Consider the following 20,988-nt stretch of genomic DNA (forward strand, 5'->3'; position numbering starts at 1 on the left):
TTGTTAGTCATTTATTTATTATTAAGCGCAGGAATCATTGCGCTGGATCAATGGTTCAAATGGTGGATCGTCAATCAGTATAATTTTGGTGATAGTCAATCGATCATTCCAAATGTTTTGTCCTTAACACATATCCGCAATACCGGCGGTGCGTTCAGTTTATTTGAAGGCCAGCAGATTTTCTTTATTATTATTACCATTGTAGCTGTCGTTGCGGTGCTTTACTATTTAGTCAAACATTTACATGAGAGTAAGTGGTTGACTCTAGGCTTAAGCTTCTTTTTGGCTGGTGCGATCGGTAATTTTATTGATCGTTTCCGCTTAGGTTATGTCGTGGATATGTTCCGCTTGGATTTTATCAACTTTCCGATTTTTAATATCGCTGACATGGCTTTAGTCGTTGGTGTCATCATGATTTTTATTTATATTCTATTAGATGAGAGAGACAAGAAAAATGGATAATCAAATTGAAGTAATTATTAAAGAAGAAACTGGTCGGATCGACAAGGTCTTAAATGACCGGTTGGCTGATTTTTCCCGTTCACAGATTCAACAGTGGATCAAGGAGCAGCATGTTTCGATTGATGGTAAAGTTGTCAAAGCGAATTACAAGGTGAACGCAGGCGATAAAGTTCTGATCGAGATTCCTGAACCAGAGGAATTGGATCTGGTGCCGGAAAATCTTGATTTGGAGATCGTTTACGAAGATGAGGATGTGGTGATTGTGAACAAACCGCAGGGCATGGTGGTCCATCCTTCTGCTGGTCACCCGAATGGTACGTTAGTGAATGGATTGTTGTATCAAATCAAAAATCTTTCAACGATTAATGATGTGGTTCGTCCAGGAATCGTTCATCGGATTGATAAGGATACCTCTGGTTTATTGATGGTCGCGAAAAATGATCGCGCCCATGAAGCGTTAGCGAAACAGCTTAAGGACAAGACGTCGCTAAGAAAATATGTAGCGCTGGTTCATGGCGAGATTCCTCATGAAAAGGGTCGCATCGAGGCTCCGATCGGTCGTTCGAAGGTCAATCGTAAAATGCAGGCTGTGATCGAAGACGGCAAACCGGCTGTGACACATTTCGAAGTTTTGAAACGCTTTGAAGGCTTCACGCTGATTGAGTTACAGTTAGAAACGGGCCGGACGCACCAGATCAGAGTCCACATGCAGTATATCGGCTACCCGGTTGCCGGCGATCCTTTATACGGACCAAAGAAAACCTTGAAGGGCAATGGGCAATTTTTACATGCGAAATTATTAGGCTTTGAACATCCGACAACTGGCGAGATGATGGTCTTTGAAGCACCGCTGCCAGAAATTTTCAAAAAAACTTTGAAGCAGTTAAAAGAAAAAGATTGATTTCTTAAATAAGGAATAGTATAGTGTCTGTAGTAAGAAATAAATAACTAAATAGTAATCCTTTAAGAGTAGTCCCGTGAGGCTAAGAAGGAAGTAGATAGTGATTTGGACTAGGTGCGCCTAGGTGAACACTATCGTTTTGACGAAGTCGATAACATTCCTCCTACCTAACTACGGGTAGGAGTTTTTTTATTGGAAAATTTAAGGATGTCAGTTCAACTTTTCGCAGTTTACTTTAAGAAGAGAAACTAGTTCCAAAAGCTGAGCCAATCATCCGAGTGAACACTCTAGTTGAATGATATACGGCATTTGAATCGAACTAATTTTTCTCTGAAAAATTAATTCATTAAAACAAATAAGGAGGAAACAGGATGCATAAAAAAGAAGTTGTAGATGAGGTAACAATGAAACGGGCATTGACTCGAATCACTTATGAGATCATCGAACGAAATAAAGGAGTTCAGGATATTGTCTTGATCGGGATTAAAACCCGCGGAATCTTTATCGCACAAAGAATTGCTGAACGCCTTAAACAGTTGGAGCACATCGATGTGCCAGTTGGAGAACTAGATATCACGTTGTATCGAGATGATGTGGATGTAGCGGAAGCTGAACCAGAATTGCATTCTTCAGACATTCCTTTCTCAATCGAGGGCAAGGAAGTAATCTTGGTTGACGATGTATTGTTCACCGGCAGAACGATTCGCGCAGCGCTAGATGCTGTCATTGACTTAGGACGTCCAAACCGTATCTCATTAGCCGTTTTAGTTGACCGCGGCCATCGTGAATTACCGATCCGCGCGGATTACGTTGGAAAAAATATTCCAACAGCGTTAACGGAAGAAATCGTCGTTGAAATGGAAGAAAATGACGGACAAGATCGCATCTTAATTCAAAAAGAAGACTAATTAGACAACTGTTTAGATACTAGAAAGAGGAAGTTTCATGCAAGAGTTTCATAATGATGACGTTGTTTTAGATATTCACGATCGCCCAAGTGCAGGACACTGGGTCGGCTTAAGTATTCAACATTTATTCACCATGTTTGGTGCAACGGTTTTGGTACCGATCTTAGTCGGAATCAATCCAAGTATCGCACTGGTAAGTTCAGGTCTAGGAACATTGGTTTACCTGACTGTAACCAAAGGCAAAATCCCTGCCTACTTAGGTAGCAGCTTCGCTTTTATTGCAGCGATGAAATTATTGATGAAGAGTGACGGCTATCCGGCAGTCGCCCAAGGTGCTTTGACCTGCGGCTTGGTTTACCTGATCGTTTCCTTCATTATAAAAAAAATCGGCTCTGGCTGGTTGGATAAAATCCTACCGCCAATCGTCGTTGGACCAGTTGTCATGGTTATCGGCTTAGGCTTAGCCAGCAACGCCGCACAAAATGCGATGTATAACAATGGCGAATACAGCTTCAAATATGTGTTAGTCGCTTTGATTACTTTGGCCTTAACGATTTTCTTCAACATGTTCTTCACCGGATTTTTAGGCTTGATCCCAATCCTGTTAGGAATTGTTGGCGGCTATGTAACGGCAATGATCTTCGGCATCATCGATTATCAACCGATCATCGACGCAAAATGGTTGGCAATGCCCGCTTTCAGCGTACCATTTGCCACTTATCAGCCAAAGCTGTACGTCAATGCGATTACCACGATGGCGCCTATCGCTTTTGTCACTATGACTGAGCATATTGGTCACTTGATGGTCTTGAACAAGCTAACAAAACGTAACTTCTTCGAAGATCCTGGTTTGGATCGTACCTTGATGGGCGATGGATTAGCACAAATCGTCGCAGGTTTAGTTGGCGGACCGCCAGTAACCAGTTATGGCGAAAACATCGGTGTCCTTGCAATCACTCGCGTACACAGCGTATTCGTTATCGGCGGTGCAGCAGTCTTCGCAGTCTTACTAGGATTTGTCGGCAAACTCAGTGCTTTGATCTTAAGTATCCCGGGGCCGGTGATCTCAGGCATCAGCTTCATTTTGTTCGGAGTCATCGCAGCCAGCGGATTGAAAATCTTAATTGAAAACAAAATTGACTTTGATAAGAAAAAGAATCTATTGATCGCTTCAACCATCCTTGTCATCGGTATTGGCGGTTTGGTCTTTGAAGCGGGTACCTTCACCTTATCTGCCATGGCATTAGCCACAGTTTTAGGAATTATCTTGAACTTAATCTTGCCGGAACAGGCACGTAGCGAGAAATAATCACTTTATCTAGGAATTAAAGGAGGAAATTTCATGATCATCCAGTCTGAAGAGATCAGTCTGAAACATTTATTGACCGTCGAAGCTCTAACCGATCAAGAGGTAATGGGACTGATTCGCCGAGCGCAGCAGTTCAAACAAGGTGCGCGCTGGACACCCCACAAGGACCAATATTTTGTCTCTAATCTTTTCTTTGAAAACAGTACCCGGACCCATAAAAGTTTTGAAGTCGCTGAGAAAAAACTCGGACTTGATGTGATTGATTTTGACGCCAAAACTAGCTCGGTTCAAAAGGGCGAGACATTGTACGATACTGTGTTAACAATGTCGGCACTAGGTGTTGATGTCGCGGTGATTCGTCACGGGGATGAAAATTACTACGATGAATTAATTCAAAGCAAAACGATTCAATGCTCCATCGTCAACGGCGGGGACGGCAGCGGGCAGCATCCAACGCAATGTTTGCTTGACCTAATGACGATTTATCAAGAGTTTGGCCGCTTTGCTGGATTAAAAGTCGCGATTGCAGGAGATATTACCCATTCGCGTGTCGCAAAATCTAATATGCAAATGTTAAAACGCCTAGGTGCAGAAGTGTTCTTTTCCGGACCGGAAGAATGGTACGACGAAAGCTTTGATGTCTATGGGACCTATCGTCCATTAGATGAGCTTGTACCTGAGGTGGATGTCATGATGCTCTTAAGAGTGCAGCACGAACGGCATGATGGACAGGAAAGCTTTTCGAAGGAAGAGTACCATCAAAAATATGGGTTAACGATTGAACGCGGGAAACAATTGAAAGAAAAAGCGATCATCATGCATCCGGCACCTGTGAATCGCGATGTCGAAATTGCGGACAGTTTAGTTGAAAGCTTACAATCACGAATCGTTCCGCAAATGACCAATGGTGTCTATATTCGGATGGCTATTTTAGAAGCAGTACTTAATGGAAAAGCGTAAAGGGGCAGATAATATGAAAACATTAATTAAAAATGGAAAGATCGTAACAAAAGACAATCAAACAATGGCATGTGACCTTTGGCTAGAGGACGGGATTATCGCCGGTATCGGCAAAGACTTTTCGGACATTTCGTTTGATCAAGAGTACGACGCAAACAATCAATTAATCACACCAGGTTTAGTTGATGTTCATGTTCATTTACGAGAACCAGGCTTTACTTATAAAGAAACCATCAAGGATGGCTCAAAAGCGGCAGCTCGCGGCGGCTACACAACAGTCTGCGCGATGCCGAATCTTGATCCAGTTCCTGACACCGTCGAAAAATTCAACGACGTAAAAGCGATTATTGATAAGGATGCAGTCGTAAAAGTCCATCAATACGCACCGATTACAGAAGAGCTTCGCAGCGAAACCTTAACCGATCAAAAAGGCTTGAAAGCAGCCGGCGCCTTCGCCTTCACGAACGATGGAGTAGGAGTACAAACAGCTGGAACCATGTATCTAGCCATGAAGGAAGCCGCGGAAAATAATATGGCGCTAGTCGCTCACACCGAAGATGAATCCTTATTATTCGGCGGCGTGATGCATCACGGAAAAATCAGTGAAAAGCTTGATTTACCAGGGATTTTGAGCGCGACTGAATCTTCGCAAATCGCTAGAGACTTGATCTTAGCAGAGGAAACCGGCGTGCATTATCATGTTTGCCACGTTTCTACTAAAGAAAGCGTGCGTGTCATCCGCGACGCGAAGAAAGCCGGTGTGCACGTAACCGCAGAGGTTTCTCCGCATCACTTGATCTTAGTCGATGAAAATATTCCAGAGGATCACGGCTACTGGAAAATGAATCCACCGTTACGCGGGGTGGAGGATCGCGAAGCCTTGATCGAAGGTTTGCTTGACGGTACGATCGATTGTATCGCAACGGACCATGCGCCTCACGGCTTCGAAGAGAAAAATCAAAGCTTCTTGAAATCACCATTCGGAATCGTTGGCAGTGAAACAGCTTTCCAATTAATCTATACACACTTTGTTGAAACAGGACGCTTTACTTTAGAACAAGTAATTGATTGGATGGCAGTCAAGCCAGCAGAGATTTTCGGAATGACGGTAGGAACCTTAAACATTGGTCAGCCAGCGGACATCGCGGTATTTGACCTTAGTCACGAAGAAAAAATCGATGACAAAAAATTTGCTTCATTAGGAGTGAACACGCCTTTCACTGGCTGGCCAGTCAAGGGTGCGACACTGATGACCTTCGTGGATGGTCAGTTGGTATACAACAAGGAGGACTAAGACGTTGAAAAGACTTTTAATATTAGAAGATGGCACAGTATTTGAAGGGGAAGGCTTCGGCGCTGAAGCAAATGTGGTCGGCGAAGTGGTTTTCACCACAAGTATGACCGGTTATCAAGAAACGATTACGGACCAAAGCTTCAATGGACAAATCATTACCTTCACCTATCCAATGGTCGGAAATTATGGCGTGAACCGCGATGATTATGAATCCATCGCCCCCACCTGTAAAGGCGTGATCGTAAAAGAACATGCCCGTTTAGCTAGCAACTGGCGCAACCAAATGACGCTAGACGAATTTTTGAAGCGTAAAGGGATTCCAGGAATTTCCGGAATTGACACTCGCGCATTAACGAAAAAATTACGCAGCGTTGGAACCATGAAGGGCAGCATTGTTGATCCAGCCGATCAGTTTGAACATTCGTTTGACCAACTAAAAGCAACGGTCTTACCAACGAACCAAGTTGCACAAGTTTCGACAGTGACGCCTTACCCAAGCCCAGGCGTAGGCCGTAATGTGGTCGTGATCGACTTCGGCTTAAAACACAGTATTCTGCGCGAATTGTCACGTCGTGAATGCAATTTGACTGTGATGCCTTATAACACAGATGCTCAAACGATTTTAGACCTTTGTCCGGATGGTGTGATGCTGACTAATGGCCCTGGAGATCCCAAAGATGTGCCTGAAGCAATCGAAATGATTCAGCAGATTCAAGGAAAAGTGCCGATTTTCGGGATTTGTCTTGGACACCAGCTGTTCTCATTAGCCAACGGAGCGGATACTTATAAGATGAAATTTGGACACCGCGGATTGAATCATCCGGTGCGGGAAATCGCTACAGGTCGCATCGATTTTACTTCACAAAATCATGGATTTGCAGTGGATGAAAAAACAATTGATCCAGAAAAATTAATGGTGACCCACGTAGAGGTCAATGACGGCACGGTTGAAGGAGTTCGTCATCGGAATTACCCAGCCTTCAGCGTTCAGTATCACCCAGACGCTGCGCCGGGACCACATGACGGGGTTCATTTATTTGATGAGTTTATGGAAATGATGGATGCATGGAAGGAGCAAGCATAAATGCCAAAACGTACAGATATTAAAAAGATCATGGTGATCGGTTCTGGACCTATCGTGATCGGACAAGCCGCGGAATTTGATTACGCCGGCACACAAGCTTGCTTAGCGTTAAAAGAAGAAGGCTATGAAGTTGTTCTGGTGAATTCAAACCCAGCAACGATCATGACCGACAAAGAAATCGCGGACAGTGTTTATATCGAACCAATCACGCTCGAATTTGTTTCTCGCATCCTGCGCAAGGAATTACCAGATGCGATCCTGCCAACATTAGGCGGGCAAACTGGCTTGAACATGGCAATGGAATTAGCAGATTCAGGCATATTAGATGAGTTAAAAATTGAATTGCTGGGAACAAAATTGTCAGCGATCGATCAAGCGGAAGACCGCGACTTGTTCAAGCAATTGATGGAAGAGTTGAACCAACCAATTCCTGAATCTGAAATCGTGAATACCGTTGAAGAGGCGGTTGCCTTCGCCAATACCATCGGTTATCCGATCATCGTTCGTCCGGCCTTTACACTTGGCGGAACCGGCGGCGGGATGTGTGACAACGAAGAAGAGCTTCGGACTGTCGCTGAAAACGGCTTGAAGCTTTCACCAGCGACGCAATGTTTGATTGAAAAATCTATCGCTGGCTTCAAGGAAATCGAATATGAAGTGATGCGAGATTCAGCGGACAACGCGATCGTGGTTTGTAACATGGAAAACTTTGATCCGGTTGGTATTCATACTGGCGATTCGATCGTCTTCGCACCAAGCCAAACACTATCTGACTACGAATATCAAATGCTGCGGGACGCTTCCTTATCGATTATCCGCGCCTTGAAAATCGAAGGCGGCTGTAATGTGCAGCTGGCTCTTGACCCACATAGCTTCAACTACTATGTAATCGAAGTAAATCCGCGAGTATCTCGTTCATCAGCTCTAGCAAGTAAGGCAACGGGTTATCCAATTGCGAAGCTGGCAGCAAAAATCGCGATAGGCTTGACGCTGGATGAAATGAAAAATCCAGTAACAGAAACGACGTATGCAGAATTTGAACCGGCCCTAGATTATGTCGTTGCAAAAATTCCGCGTTGGCCCTTTGATAAATTCGAAAGCGGCGAACGTGTCTTAGGCACACAAATGAAAGCCACTGGTGAAGTCATGGCGATCGGCCGGAACATCGAAGAATCATTATTGAAGGCCGTTCGCTCACTAGAAATTGGAACTTACCATGCGGAATTACCAGAACTAAGCGAAGTGACTGATGACGAATTAACTGAAAAAATGGTCAAGGCACAAGATGATCGCTTATTCTATCTAACTGAAGCCATTCGTCGCGGCTATTCAATCGAAGAAATCAATGAGTTGACCAAAGTCGATCTCTTCTTCCTAGATAAGCTGCTTCATATCGTTGAACTAGAAACAGCTTTAGCTCAAAACAAAAAAGATGTTGAGCTATTGAAGAAAGCCAAACAAAATGGGTTTGCCGATGTAAAAATCGCGCAGCTTTGGGATATGACAGCAAATGAAGTGCGTGAATTCCGAACTGCCGAAAAAATCGTTCCAGTCTACAAAATGGTAGATACTTGTGCGGCAGAATTTGAATCCCAAACGCCCTATTTTTACAGTACCTACGAATTTGAAAATGAGAGCGTTCGTTCTGACAAAGAATCTGTCCTGGTTCTTGGTTCAGGTCCGATCCGGATCGGGCAGGGAGTGGAGTTTGACTACGCGACCGTCCACTCGGTAAAAGCAATTCAAGCAGCTGGTTATGAAGCGATCATTATGAACAGCAATCCAGAAACTGTTTCGACTGATTTCTCCATCTCAGACAAGCTCTACTTCGAGCCGTTAACTCTTGAAGACGTGATGAACGTAATCGAGTTAGAACAACCGATCGGGGTCATCGTCCAATTCGGTGGACAAACTGCGATTAATCTTGCTGAACCTTTAGTTAACAATGGGGTTAAAATTTTAGGAACAACCATCGAAGATTTAGACCGCGCGGAAGACCGTGATCAGTTCGAACAAGTGCTGAAAAGTCTCTCCATTCCGCAACCGCCAGGTGATACAGCAACGAGCGCGGAAGAAGCAGTTAAGATCGCTGAAAGAATCGGTTATCCAGTCTTGGTTCGTCCAAGTTATGTCTTAGGCGGACGGGCGATGGAAATCGTTGAAAACCAATCCGATTTGGAAGACTATATGGCCCACGCGGTTAAAGCCTCTCCTGAACATCCTGTTTTAGTCGACAGCTACTTAGTCGGTAAGGAATGTGAAGTAGATGCCATCTGTGACGGCGAAACGGTCTTGATTCCAGGAATTATGGAACATATCGAACGCGCAGGGGTTCACTCAGGCGATTCGATGGCGGTCTATCCGCCACAAACCTTCTCCGATGAATTGAAGGCAACGATTGAAGATTACACACGCCGGTTAGCATTAGGCATGAACTGCATCGGCATGATGAACATTCAGTTTGTCATCCATAACGATGAAGTCTTTGTCATCGAAGTTAATCCTCGTGCGAGTCGTACAGTGCCATTCTTGAGTAAAATCACGAATATCCCGATGGCGCAGATCGCAACAAAAGCAATCTTAGGCCAAAGCCTGAAAGAACTAGGCTATGAAGATGGCCTTTATCCTGAAAGCGACATGGTCCACGTCAAAGCACCAGTCTTCAGCTTCACGAAGCTGCAAAAGGTCGATACTTACTTAGGACCTGAAATGAAATCGACGGGTGAAGTCATGGGAACTGATCGTAATTTGGCAAAAGCTCTATATAAAGCCTTCGCAGCATCTGGCTTACATTTACCAGATTTCGGTGCAGTCCTATTCACGGTAGCTGATGAAAACAAGGATGAAGCGCTAGATTTGGCAAAACGCTTCAAGGCTGTCGGCTACAGTTTAGTTGCGACAGAAGGAACAGCCAATTTCTTAGAAGAAAATGGCTTAAGTGCGGAGCGAATCGCGAAAATCTCTGAATCAGACGATCATAATGTGATTGAGTTGATTCGCACGGGCAAAGCGCAAGTGGTCATCAATACGACCGATAAAAATCGCCAAAATTCATCCGAAGACGGCTTTATCATTCGCCGCGAAGCAGTTGAGCACGGTGTGCCATTGTTCACATCCTTAGACACAGCGGATGCCATCTTAAGAGTCATGGAATCACGCGCATTTTCAATCCAAGAAATTTAATTCATCCAGAGTGGAGCATGCTTCACTCTGGCGATTTATAGGGAGGCCGTTATGAAGCAGGAAATGATGACGATTGTTCGTCAACAAGAGTTAGCACCGAGAATCTATGAACTGGTTTTAACCGGAGAATTAGTCAAAGAAATGACGATGCCGGGGCAGTTCTTGCATATTCGCGTACCAAGAAGTGATTTATTATTGCGCCGTCCCATTAGTATTAATCAATACGATCAATCCGCAAGCACTTGCACGATCATTTATCGTGTCGAAGGTGATGGGACCAGCTATTTTTCTGAAATGTCCGCTGGCGAACAGCTGGATGTGATGGGACCTCTAGGCCATGGTTTTGAGATCGACAGCTTGAATGCCGGAGACACTGCCTTTATCGTGGGTGGCGGGATCGGAATTCCCCCTTTATACCAGCTTTCAAAAGAGCTTAAGGCAAAAGGGGTAAAGGTTATCCATTTCTTAGGCTTTGGTACACAGGAAGTGGTTTATTATGCAGATGAATTCCAAGCATTAGGTGAGACGCAATTTTCAACCGATGATGGAACGTTCGGTATCCAAGGCAATGTCGGTAATTTATTGCTGGCAGAAGAACGCCAACCAGACGCGGTCTTTGCTTGCGGCAATAACGGTCTTTTAAAAACAGTCGAACAATTATACAGCGAAGTCGCCAATGTGCAGCTTTCATTAGAATCCCGCATGGCTTGCGGGATGGGCGCCTGTTATGCATGCGTCTGTCATGTACCTGAGGATGAAAACAAGAGTGTCAAAGTATGTGAAGACGGGCCCGTTTTCCAAGCAGGGGAGGTCATCTTTTAATGAGTATTGCAGTGAAGTTACCCGGATTAGACCTGAAGAATCCGATTATGCCGGCAAGCGGATGCTTCGGATTTGGCAAGGAGTATGCGGATTACTATGATTTGAATCAATTAGGCGCCATCATGATCAAGGCGACTACACCAAAAGAACGCTTTGGAAATGCAACTCCGCGCGTAGCGGAAACACCAAGCGGGATGCTAAACGCGATCGGTCTACAAAATCCTGGCATGGAAGTCGTGCTAGAAGAGATCCTACCAAGTTTAGAAAAGTATCAAGAACTGCCCATCATTGCCAATGTGGCAGGTGCTTGCGAAGAAGACTATGTTGAAGTTTGCGCTAAAATCGGTGACGCACCAAACGTCAAAGCCATCGAATTAAATATTTCATGCCCCAATGTAAAACACGGCGGAATCGCTTTTGGGACCGATCCAGAGGTTGCTTATCGATTAACGAAGGCAGTTAAAGAAGTTGCCACTGTTCCAGTCTACGTCAAATTAAGTCCCAACGTGACCGATATCGTACCGATCGCTAAAGCCATTGAAAAAGGTGGGGCGGATGGTTTCACTATGATCAATACCTTACTTGGTATGCGGATCGACTTAAAAACGCGCCAACCAATATTAGCGAATAGAACCGGCGGCTTATCCGGTCCAGCCATCAAACCAGTCGCAATCCGGCTGATCAACCAGGTGGCTGCCGTTAGCGAACTGCCGATTATCGGCATGGGCGGCGTACAAACCGTTGATGATGTCTTAGAAATGTTTATGGCCGGAGCAAGTGCGGTAGCAGTTGGAACAGCCAACTTTACCGATCCATATATTTGTCCGAAACTGATCGAAGAACTGCCGATCAGAATGGCAGAACTTGGCATTGAATCCTTGGAGCAGCTAAGACAAGAGACTAGAGGAGGGTTCTAATGGAAAATCGACCGATTATTGCTTTTGACTTCGCTTCAAAGCAGGAAATTGACACCTTTTTAACCCATTTTCCCATCAGCGAAAAACTATTCGTGAAAATCGGGATGGAACTTTTTTATCAAGAAGGACCAGCAATCGTTAATTTTCTACGTAGTCAAGGACATGACATTTTCCTTGATTTGAAGCTCCACGACATTCCTAATACCGTACAAAAAGCAATGCGGGGAATCGCGAAGATGGGCGTGAAAATCACGAACGTCCATGCAGCCGGCGGTGTGGAAATGATGCAAGCGGCGAAGCAAGGGCTGACCGAAGGAACAAAAGAGAATCAAACAATTCCTGAATTAATCGCGGTTACCCAATTAACCTCTACCAGCGAAGAACAAATGCATGAGGATCAGCTAATCGAGGTCAGTCTGCAAGAAAGCGTGCTGCATTACGCAAAATGTGCAGAAAAAGCTGGATTAGAGGGCGTTGTTTGTTCGGCACATGAAGTAGAAAAAATCCATCAAGCAACAAATGCTAATTTCATCTGCTTAACGCCGGGAATTCGTCCGAAAGGGGCGAGCGTTGGCGACCAAAAACGCGTAATGACACCGGCAAAAGCCCGTGAGATCGGCTCAAATTATATCGTAGTGGGAAGACCCATCACCCAAGCTGAAAATCCTTATGAAAGTTACTTACAAATCAAAAAAGAATGGAACGGTGAAGCATAAATGATCGCAGAACAAATCGCCAAAGACTTATTATCAATCGAAGCAGTCTCTTTAAGTCCCGACGAACCTTTTACTTGGGCCAGCGGACTCAAATCACCTATTTATTGTGATAACCGTGTAACCATGAGCTATCCAGAAGTACGCCGTGCCATCGCGCAAGGCCTAGCAGCAAAAATCAAGGAAGAATTCCCCAATGTAGAAGTCATCGCAGGAACAGCAACGGCAGGTATCCCGCACGCTGCTTGGGTAGCGGAAATCCTAGATTTACCAATGGTTTATATTCGCAGTAAAGCCAAAGATCACGGCCGCGGCAACCAAATCGAAGGTCGGATTACGGAAGGCCAGAAGATGGTCGTGATTGAAGACTTAATTTCAACCGGAGGCAGTGTCCTAGAAGCTGCCGCCGCGGCAAAACGCGAAGGCGCTGATGTCTTAGGAGTTGCAGCAATCTTCACCTATGAGCTAGCTAAGGGCAAGAAGAATTTCGAAGAGGCCAACACACCATTAGTTACCTTAACCAACTATTCAACCTTGATTGAAAGTGCCTTACAAGAAAATTACATCAATCAGGAACAGCTTGAGCTGCTAAAAAAATGGCGGAAAGATCCTGAGAACTGGTTGAACTAACTAAAAAGCATCTTCGGGTGCTTTTTTTGCTCTACCTCATATTGAAAAAGATGTTTTTTTATTCATTGTATTAACGGCCAGTAACAGGATTGTTAGTGGTCTATTTTTAATTCCCTCATGCTATTTTTCTCTTATAAGTATATTAGAAGCCCAAAATGACGTTTAATGGTATAGTATTTTCAGTAGATTTTTAAACTTGCATGTCGTCAACTTTATTAGTTTGGATGGAAATAGTTAGCAGATTGAGGAATTTGTTATTGTTCTGTCCAACATGTAAGAAACACATCTAAATGATAAGAGGGTTTTGTATGTACGAAAACTTTATAGGCAATCTTCGTTTACGAAGATTCACAGTCTTAGCGCTGGTCATCTTCATTTTATTTTTAGTTAGAGATTTTATGACACCGATATTGTTAACGTTTATTTTCACGTTGATCTCGGTCAAAATCGTCAAATTTGTTCAACGTTATATCAAGGCGCCGACATTCTTATTGGCGACCATTCTTTATCTGTTTGAATTGTGGCTTTTATATCTTTTAATCTCAAGATATTCAACCATTTTAATTGATCAAGTCGTTTCAACCTACAATTCAATCGTTCATTTCTATCAGCATAAAGAATTTAACTCTGATGTTGCAACGAATTTTATTTCGAATTACTTTAAAAACCATAATTGGCAAGACAAGGTTGAAAGTGGAGCCGGAATCATTTTGGAACAACTGCAAAATGTTGGTCGCCTAGCCATCGCTTTTATTGTCTCGTTTATACTGAGCTTTTTCTTCATGGTAGAGAAGGAGAAAACGATTCTGTTTTCAAAGAATTTTTTGAGTAGTAATTATGCATGGTTTTTCCAGGATTTGTTTTACTTTGCCAGAGTCTTCGTTGAAACATTCGGTGTCGTCGTGGAAGTTCAATTATTGATTGCGATCGTCAATACAGTGATTACCACAGTTGGTTTAGGGCTGATTGGTTTTACGCAATTGCCGACATTAGCGATCATGATTTTCTTCTTAAGCTTAATCCCTGTTGCTGGAGTGATTTTTTCTTGTATTCCGTTAACGCTAATTGCTTATTCAACCGGGGGAATACAGACCGTCATTTACGTATTGATTTTGATCGTGGTGGTTCATTGTATTGAGGCCTATATCTTGAATCCGAAGTTTATGTCGAGTCGGACAAAATTGCCGATTTTTTATACTTTCGTTATTTTATTAGTTAGTGAAAAATTTTTAGGTGTATGGGGACTGATTGTCGGTATCCCAATTTTCAACTTCTTCTTGGATATATTAGGGGTCAAAATTCGTACGAAATTGACAAAAGACTAGGACAAAAAAATGGAGCAGCCAGATTAGGCTGTTCCATTTTTTCGTAATTGCTCAACAACGGATTCTTCGGGTGTCACGTACAATGTTTTTTGATTTTCATAAATCACGAATCCCGGTTTAGCACCATTCGGTTTATGAACATGTTTAACTGCGACATAATCAACCGGGACCTGTGCCGATTGCCGGAATTTTGAGAAATAGGCCGCTAATTCAGCAGCTTCTAGCAATGTTTCTTCACTAGGGGTATCATTCTTTACAATGACGTGCGAGCCAGGAATATTTTTGGCATGCAGCCAAATATCGCTTTTCCGCGCTTGCTTCAAGGTCAATTGATCATTTTGTAGATTATTCTTTCCAACGAAGATTTCTGTTCCATCACTCGCAACAAAGCGTTCTGGTTTAGAAGGGGCCTGCTTGCGATTTTTCTTGCTGCGTTTCTTCTTTAAGTAGCCACTGGCAATCAGCTCTTCTTTGATGACTTCGATATCCATCGGTCCAGCGATTTCTAATTGAGCTAAGACGGATTCAAGATAGGCAATTTCGTCTTTAGCCTCAGCAATTTGATCGTAAATCAATTTGACCGCATTTTTCAGCTTTTGGTATTTCTGGAAGTACTTCTGTGCGTTTTGATTAGGCGTTAATGCAGGGTTCAATTTGATCGTTATTGGCGCATTGTCCTCATAGTAATTCTGTAATTCAATACTTTCCGCTCCCCGTGGGACCTGCGCCATGAAGGTGGTCAGTAATTCACCATCACGACGAAACTCTTCTGCGTTTTCTGAATCTCTCAAAGTTTTTTCGCGCTTTGCTAACTTGGTTTGATTGCGCTTGATCTCATTTTCAACTTTACGAATGAGATCATTCCCCAACTGTTTAACGCGATCTTTTTCAGCCTTTTCCCCATAAAAAGCATCCAGCAGGGCGCTTAAACTATCATAAGCAGTACTTTCTTCGAAGGTTTTAAAGGCCAGCGGCGCAAAGAACTCCTTCTTATTTTTAACTCCCAGTGTGGGTGCAAGTGCCGTTTGAACAATTTCCCAAAACGTAGTCCAAACGACCATTTTCTCATTTGGACGTTCGCTGAGACGGTAAGCCAGCTCGTCAGCGGTGTCTCGTCCTAAACCTTGGAAACGCTGTTGCAAGTAGCGACCATCTAAATTCTCTGCGGTAGAAAGGAGGTTAAACACTTGCTCCTTGGTTGCGTGAAAGGGATTCAGCTGCTCTTGCTTCGGCGGTTCAATATACTCGCTGCCAGGCAGGATGGAGCGGTAAGTATTCTGCGAATGGCCGATATGCTTAATGGCATCCAGAATTTTACCTGTTTGCTTATTCAACAGGACAATCGTTGAGTGACGTCCCATTAATTCAACGATCAGGACGATATTTTGCAAATCACCTAATTCATCCCGCTTACTGAAGGTGAAGTGAACCACACGATCATTCTCAACTTGGTGAATATCCTCTAAAATCGCGCCTTCCAAATGTTTTCGCAGCATCATCACAAAATTCGGCGGATTGTCAGGATTTGTATAAGCAATTTCAGTTAATTGAATTCGTGCGTAACTCGGATGTGCGGAAAGCAGCAAACGACGATTCTTTCCTTGTGCCCGAATCACCAAAACGACTTCATTTTCATAAGGTTGGTGAATCTTGGATATTCTTCCAGTAACGAGTTGATCCTTCAATTCTCGTACCATTGCATGGGTAAAAACTCCATCAAAGGACATTTTTTATCCCTCATTTCTATTCATAATAGCTCTATTATAAACAAAAAAACGCCAGTGACCAAGTAAGTCACTGGCAAAAGCTTAGACTGTAATCGTTTCTTTGTAGTTATGAAGCTGATCCAGTAAATATAAAAGTAACTGTTCGGCTTCATTTGGCAAGCGGTCATAGCCGCCCTGATAGGTTTTACGAGACTGTACAAAAGCCAAACGAGTCTCCAGTCGGGTCATTAAGTGAATCAAATAGTGATGACTATTAAAGTCTGGCTCATGCTTTTTAACCGGCAGATAGCTAATTTCTTTTAACGGGCCAAAAGGTTTAAACTCTGCTGTGCCGTCTATGATTTTTTCAATACTGCCAAGGGTTTCTTCTGGCGTCACTTTCCGTCCTTTAAAGTCACCGGTATTCAAAATGTAGCAATCCGTTTTTTTCTTTTGGAACAAGTCTTTGAAATCCTGATAGTCTTCTTGTAAAGGATAACAACGGAACGGATTTGCAAACGGTTCAATCACCAATTGATCAGCTACTTCTCCAACAACATTTTCGGCCGTTGAGCGTTTCGTGGCTAAGGTTGCACCAAAAACAGCGGCGAGGGAAGGATCTTCTATTTTGATCAACGGCGGAAGGCTGTCGTCTTTCATAATCCAAAACAGACCATCGACTTTTTCATCAATATGATCGACTCGGTTAGGTGTTGCGTATCGACTCTTGATGCTACGCCCATTTCCGTTACGAATATCTTCTGTTACCAAAACCTTCTTGTTCTCTTCATCGAGTGTCACACCAACATTTTGTGCGGTGACAATATATTTAATCTGTTCACTAGACATTGGGTAATCCTGTGTCTTGTCAAAATAAGCCGGTTCTAAAGCGGTTGTTGAGCCTTTTTCTTTCGAAATAACGAAAGCATCATCATGGAGAACATGGACTTCTCCTTTATTTTTCGGTTTGGCTAAAGTAATGGTGGATTTTCCTGAGCCAGATAAACCAAATGCCGCCATCGTGTATTTTTTATCTTCTAATAGATACTGTTTCATACCGCCATGACAAGCGATAAAGCCATTTCGATGAGCAGTTGCCCAAGCAAGGGTGAGGGTCGCTTTTTTTAATTCTCCAAAATAACGCAAGCCCAGGATACCGGCGCAATTATGCAACGGATCAATCACCACCACACCATCAGGAAAATCGGGGTGCTCCCAATCTGGATCAGCAAAAATGAAAATATCACCCGTATGAATCTCGTCCGATTGCTGATAGAAAAGATGTTTGGCATCACCGATTTGAAAGTTCAATAAATAAGAGTAGAGGTTCGGGCTATAATCGGCAGGAATCATCAAATGGGATTTGACTGTAAATTCTTCATCTAGACCAACAATGACTTCGCCTGAATAGAATTTTTTCGACCGTGCCTGAAAAACAGCTTCACGCAAAAGCTCGCTGTAAAAATCAGCATTAATCCCTTTTTGACCAATGATTCGACGTGCGGCTGCAGTCCGACCAACGATTTGGCCATCATTGGTAACTAAAACTTTGGCATCTGTAGGCAATTGCAAGCGACTAGTATAGGCGACATCAAGATCAGTCGTGATCGTTCCAGGACTAGACTTGGCCAACGCATAGGCATCCGTTAGATGACGAATGCGTGTCACATTGTTTCCATAGAATGCCGTCTCGATCACACTGCGAATATTGGAAAAGAGTCGATTCTTTTTATTGATATCCTTATGCGAAAAATGTTCAATACTGCTCATCATAAAACCTCCTCAAAAAAGTTGTTATTATTATAATAGCATTAAAATAAAGCGCTCACAATCCAATATAGAACAGATTTTTCTTTGCTTATACGCCAAAAAATCTAAATTGATCGCTAGTGGTAGCGCTCTTAAGATAAAAATAATATAATGATAAGTAAGGAGGCGTTATTATGGAAAGATATTTAGCGATAGTAAAAGAGAAAATCCTTATTTTTTGGCGTAAATTTATTATTGTTGTCTCAGAAAATGAACGCCGATCCTTATTTATTGCAGCAAGTCTCGTCGTATTTGCCATCATTTTTTCTACTTCAGCAGCTTTTGCTCAAAAAGCGATTCGACAAGACCAATTAAACGAACTTGTTTTTGATTCTTTACAATCAGATCACCTCATACCACTGGAATATCAAAAGGTGGATCAAAAAATAAAAGAGACCAAAGCCATTTCTATTATGTTTAGCCAGCCAGATGGGACGTCCTTCAACAACGTTATGACGATTCTTGATGATCCTGATCAAAATCCTATGTTGAACCGTCAGTTTTACTACTACCCAATCGTCTATGATAGTGAAACAATCGCTGAGAAATACCAACTAGATCCGAGACAGGTAACCTTTATTTTCTTCCATAATGGCAAAGAGAAAAATCGCTTTGTTGTTGAGAGCTTGAAGGACTTAAACAATGAGTTTATTCCTGAGCTGAATCGACTGCCGATGTGGAACCTTAAAAATTAAAATGAGAGTTCAAATAAATTAAATGAGTTTTTTTTAATAAAAAGAGTTGACACTCCATTTTTTTTCCGCTAAACTAACTTCAACATTAAAAAAAGGAGTGGCATTCATGAAAAAGGCAAACTTATCTAATCAATTGAATAGCTGGCAAAACTGGCGTAGATAAGTTGTATTTATGAATTCACTCATAGATACAACGTTTAGACAACTTCTAAATTTTGTATCTATGCTGGATATTTTTCATGCTTATTCCCGCATAGAGACCATCTATGCGGTTTTTGTTTTTTTAAGACAACTACCGTGAAATTTTGGGTAGTTGTCTTTTACTGTTTTTAGCTCAACGAAAAAATCAAAAATCGGAGGAAACTATCATGAAAAATAAAGGGATTATCGGGTCAATCATCGCATTAGCAGTTGTATTAATCGGGGTTTTTGCTTATCAAATGGGGTCACGTCAAACAGGCGCGGCAACAGATAATAAAGAAGAACTGAAAACGGTCGGAATTTTACAATTCATCAGTCATCCATCGTTAGATCAAATCAAAGACGGAGTGATCAAAGGCTTAAAAGACGAAGGCTATGAAGATGGAAAAAATATCAAAATTGAATTTTTAAACGGTCAAGGGGATCAAAGCAAATTAAACAGTATGAGTCAGCAATTATTAGAAAAAAAATCTGATGTGTTAGTCGGTGTTGCTACACCAGCTGCTAAAGCATTAGCGAATGCCACCAGCGACACACCAATCATTATGTCAGCCATCAGCGATCCGATCGGCGCAGGCCTCGTAACAGACCTTAAGAAGCCAGGTGGAAATATCACTGGAGTCAATAATTTAACACCGGTGGATCAGCAATTAGATATGGCAAAAGAGCTGTTCCCAGATGCAAAAACCGTCGGGATGATTTATTCATCTTCAGAAGAAAATTCAAAATCACAAATCGAACGAGCAGAAAAACGTGCAACAGAGGATGGCTTAACGGTTAAGAAATACGCAATTAGTTCAAGCAATGATATTGCTCAAATCACACAGCAAGCTTGTCAAGAAACCGACTATTTATACATCCCGCAAGACAATACGATCGCCAGTGCTTTCCAAACGATGATCAATGAATCAGACAAAGCGAAAAAACCAGTATTTGTATCCGTAGACAATATGGTAAAAGAAGGCGGAATTGCGACAGTTGGTCAGAACCAGTTTAATCTAGGTGTGGAATCTGGAAAAATGGCGGCGGATGTTTTAAGCGGCAAAGCAAAACCTGCAAGCACTCCGGTAAATGTGATTGATTATGGTGACATGATCATCAACGAAGAAAAAGCGAAAGAATTAGGAATTACGATTCCAGAAAAAATCAAAGAAAAAGCAGAAGTAGTTAAAGGGGAGTAGACAGATGGTTATTTCAGCAATCGGACAAGGATTTTTATGGGGGATTTTAGGATTAGGGATTTTTATGACCTATCGCATCTTAAATTTCCCCGATATGACAACAGAAGGGTCATTCCCACTAAGTGGTGCCGTCTGTGTGACAGCCATCACCAATGGCGTATCACCCATTTTTGCGACCTTACTAGGAATTGTTGCAGGAATGTGTGCCGGTTTTATTACTGGCATGCTTTATACAAAAGGAAAAATCCCAGTCATTCTTGCTGGAATACTTGTTATGTCAGGACTAAATTCGGTAATGTTATTCATCATGCAAACACCGAATCTTTCCTTACTAAAACAGCCTAAAATCCAGGACTTCTTTACGAATTTAAACCTGCCGGATCATTTTGACATCGTCCTACTAGGGCTGATCGCAATCGTGATCATTGTAGGACTGCTATTATTTTTCTTCTTTACTGATTTCGGTCAAGCCTACATCGCCACTGGAGATAATGAAAATATGGCACGTTCAATTGGTATCAATACCGATCGTATGAAAGTCATCGGCCTAACCTTATCAAATGGTGTGATTGCCTTATCTGGTGCATTAATTGCCCAAAATGACGGTTATGCCGATATCGGTAAAGGTGTTGGTGTGATTGTTATCGGTTTGGCTTCCATTATCATCGGAGAAGTCTTGTACGGAGAAGTGACCTTCATTGAACGGTTAGTTGCGATTGTTTTAGGCAGTATCATTTATTAATTATTAATTTTAGTCATCATTAAAGCTGGTTTAGATACCACCTATTTGAAGATTTTCTCTTCAATCATTTTGGCATTGTGCTTGATGATTCCACGCTTAAAAGAAGCCTTAAATTTGAAAACGGGATTAGAGAAGGAGGAGTAGTC

General features: G+C 42.5%; 17 protein-coding genes and 1 pseudogene. 16 read left to right on the forward strand and 2 right to left on the reverse strand.

Annotated features, from left to right (window positions below; genetic code table 11):
• The 13 genes from lspA (at position 1) to IGI44_RS08375 (ending at position 14,508) form a co-directional block, all read left to right on the forward strand.
• Positions 1-462 (forward strand): signal peptidase II, encoded by a 462-nt coding sequence (lspA, locus tag IGI44_RS08315; RefSeq protein WP_438787310.1) that lies wholly within the window; start codon positions 1-3, stop codon positions 460-462.
• Positions 455-1,363, forward strand: a complete 909-nt coding sequence (locus IGI44_RS08320) for an RluA family pseudouridine synthase (RefSeq protein ID WP_438787311.1) — start codon at positions 455-457, stop codon at positions 1,361-1,363. Before lspA ends, IGI44_RS08320 begins: the two co-directional genes overlap by 8 nt.
• 371 nt (positions 1,364-1,734) lie before the next feature.
• Entirely contained in the window at positions 1,735-2,271 is a 537-nt protein-coding gene (pyrR, locus tag IGI44_RS08325) for a bifunctional pyr operon transcriptional regulator/uracil phosphoribosyltransferase PyrR (protein ID WP_316404019.1), read from the forward strand.
• A gap of 37 nt (positions 2,272-2,308) precedes the next feature.
• Complete coding sequence (locus IGI44_RS08330) at positions 2,309-3,580, forward strand: solute carrier family 23 protein (RefSeq protein ID WP_216407350.1); 1,272 nt, start codon at positions 2,309-2,311, stop codon at positions 3,578-3,580.
• 33 nt (positions 3,581-3,613) lie between these two features.
• Positions 3,614-4,540: an aspartate carbamoyltransferase catalytic subunit gene (locus tag IGI44_RS08335; RefSeq protein WP_316404016.1), complete on the forward strand. Its 927-nt coding sequence runs from the start codon at positions 3,614-3,616 to the stop codon at positions 4,538-4,540.
• Between the two features lie 13 nt (positions 4,541-4,553).
• Complete coding sequence (locus IGI44_RS08340; protein WP_438787312.1) at positions 4,554-5,834, forward strand: dihydroorotase; 1,281 nt, start codon at positions 4,554-4,556, stop codon at positions 5,832-5,834.
• Between the two features lie 4 nt (positions 5,835-5,838).
• Entirely contained in the window at positions 5,839-6,918 is a 1,080-nt protein-coding gene (locus IGI44_RS08345) for a carbamoyl phosphate synthase small subunit (RefSeq protein ID WP_016180209.1), read from the forward strand.
• The gene (gene carB, locus IGI44_RS08350; protein ID WP_438787313.1) at positions 6,919-10,101 is read left to right on the forward strand and encodes a carbamoyl-phosphate synthase large subunit; all 3,183 of its coding nucleotides are present in this window, start codon (positions 6,919-6,921) and stop codon (positions 10,099-10,101) included.
• Between the two features lie 33 nt (positions 10,102-10,134).
• Positions 10,135-10,923, forward strand: coding sequence for a dihydroorotate dehydrogenase electron transfer subunit (locus tag IGI44_RS08355; protein ID WP_438788944.1), 789 nt, complete (start codon positions 10,135-10,137; stop codon positions 10,921-10,923).
• A complete protein-coding gene (locus tag IGI44_RS08360) occupies positions 10,923-11,840 on the forward strand; it encodes a dihydroorotate dehydrogenase (RefSeq protein WP_438787314.1) in 918 nt (305 codons plus the stop codon). Before IGI44_RS08355 ends, IGI44_RS08360 begins: the two co-directional genes overlap by 1 nt.
• On the forward strand, positions 11,840-12,556 hold the full coding sequence (gene pyrF / locus IGI44_RS08365; protein WP_438787315.1) for an orotidine-5'-phosphate decarboxylase: 717 nt from the start codon (positions 11,840-11,842) through the stop codon (positions 12,554-12,556). The genes IGI44_RS08360 and pyrF overlap by 1 nt, the downstream gene beginning before the upstream one ends.
• Positions 12,557-13,183 (forward strand): orotate phosphoribosyltransferase, encoded by a 627-nt coding sequence (gene pyrE, locus IGI44_RS08370; RefSeq protein WP_438787316.1) that lies wholly within the window; start codon positions 12,557-12,559, stop codon positions 13,181-13,183. It begins immediately after the preceding gene.
• Between the two features lie 308 nt (positions 13,184-13,491).
• The gene (locus IGI44_RS08375) at positions 13,492-14,508 is read left to right on the forward strand and encodes an AI-2E family transporter (protein WP_438787317.1); all 1,017 of its coding nucleotides are present in this window, start codon (positions 13,492-13,494) and stop codon (positions 14,506-14,508) included.
• A 23-nt stretch (positions 14,509-14,531) separates the two neighbouring features.
• Here IGI44_RS08375 and efbA read toward each other — a convergent pair whose 3' ends face one another.
• The gene (gene efbA / locus IGI44_RS08380) at positions 14,532-16,235 is read right to left on the reverse strand and encodes a fibronectin-binding protein EfbA (RefSeq protein WP_438787318.1); all 1,704 of its coding nucleotides are present in this window, start codon (positions 16,233-16,235) and stop codon (positions 14,532-14,534) included.
• 81 nt (positions 16,236-16,316) lie between these two features.
• A complete protein-coding gene (locus IGI44_RS08385; protein WP_438787319.1) occupies positions 16,317-17,984 on the reverse strand; it encodes a phosphoenolpyruvate carboxykinase (ATP) in 1,668 nt (555 codons plus the stop codon).
• Between the two features lie 173 nt (positions 17,985-18,157).
• Between IGI44_RS08385 and IGI44_RS08390 the strand changes: the two genes are divergently transcribed.
• From IGI44_RS08390 to IGI44_RS08400, 3 genes and pseudogenes are all read left to right on the forward strand, one after another.
• Positions 18,158-18,718 (forward strand): hypothetical protein, encoded by a 561-nt coding sequence (locus IGI44_RS08390; protein ID WP_438787320.1) that lies wholly within the window; start codon positions 18,158-18,160, stop codon positions 18,716-18,718.
• A 368-nt stretch (positions 18,719-19,086) separates the two neighbouring features.
• Positions 19,087-20,100, forward strand: coding sequence for a tryptophan ABC transporter substrate-binding protein (gene trpX / locus IGI44_RS08395; protein WP_438787321.1), 1,014 nt, complete (start codon positions 19,087-19,089; stop codon positions 20,098-20,100).
• A 4-nt stretch (positions 20,101-20,104) separates the two neighbouring features.
• A pseudogene (locus tag IGI44_RS08400) lies at positions 20,105-20,986 on the forward strand (ABC transporter permease).
• Positions 20,987-20,988 lie beyond the last annotated feature (2 nt).

The organism is Enterococcus sp. DIV0756, assembly GCF_051710745.1.
GTDB lineage: Bacteria > Bacillota > Bacilli > Lactobacillales > Enterococcaceae > Enterococcus_A.

What these genes read in the sequence shown, in the direction of transcription:
- efbA (WP_438787318.1), bottom strand. Translation starts at nt 16,235, where the DNA reads ATGTCCTTTGATGGAGTTTTTACCCATGCAATGGTACGAGAATTGAAG.
- IGI44_RS08385 (WP_438787319.1), bottom strand. Translation starts at nt 17,984, where the DNA reads ATGAGCAGTATTGAACATTTTTCGCATAAGGATATCAATAAAAAGAAT.
- pyrR (WP_316404019.1), top strand. Translation starts at nt 1,735, where the DNA reads ATGCATAAAAAAGAAGTTGTAGATGAGGTAACAATGAAACGGGCATTG.
- IGI44_RS08335 (WP_316404016.1), top strand. Translation starts at nt 3,614, where the DNA reads ATGATCATCCAGTCTGAAGAGATCAGTCTGAAACATTTATTGACCGTC.
- IGI44_RS08340 (WP_438787312.1), top strand. Translation starts at nt 4,554, where the DNA reads ATGAAAACATTAATTAAAAATGGAAAGATCGTAACAAAAGACAATCAA.
- trpX (WP_438787321.1), top strand. Translation starts at nt 19,087, where the DNA reads ATGAAAAATAAAGGGATTATCGGGTCAATCATCGCATTAGCAGTTGTA.
- pyrF (WP_438787315.1), top strand. Translation starts at nt 11,840, where the DNA reads ATGGAAAATCGACCGATTATTGCTTTTGACTTCGCTTCAAAGCAGGAA.
- IGI44_RS08375 (WP_438787317.1), top strand. Translation starts at nt 13,492, where the DNA reads ATGTACGAAAACTTTATAGGCAATCTTCGTTTACGAAGATTCACAGTC.
- IGI44_RS08320 (WP_438787311.1), top strand. Translation starts at nt 455, where the DNA reads ATGGATAATCAAATTGAAGTAATTATTAAAGAAGAAACTGGTCGGATC.
- IGI44_RS08330 (WP_216407350.1), top strand. Translation starts at nt 2,309, where the DNA reads ATGCAAGAGTTTCATAATGATGACGTTGTTTTAGATATTCACGATCGC.
- IGI44_RS08360 (WP_438787314.1), top strand. Translation starts at nt 10,923, where the DNA reads ATGAGTATTGCAGTGAAGTTACCCGGATTAGACCTGAAGAATCCGATT.
- pyrE (WP_438787316.1), top strand. Translation starts at nt 12,557, where the DNA reads ATGATCGCAGAACAAATCGCCAAAGACTTATTATCAATCGAAGCAGTC.
- carB (WP_438787313.1), top strand. Translation starts at nt 6,919, where the DNA reads ATGCCAAAACGTACAGATATTAAAAAGATCATGGTGATCGGTTCTGGA.
- IGI44_RS08390 (WP_438787320.1), top strand. Translation starts at nt 18,158, where the DNA reads ATGGAAAGATATTTAGCGATAGTAAAAGAGAAAATCCTTATTTTTTGG.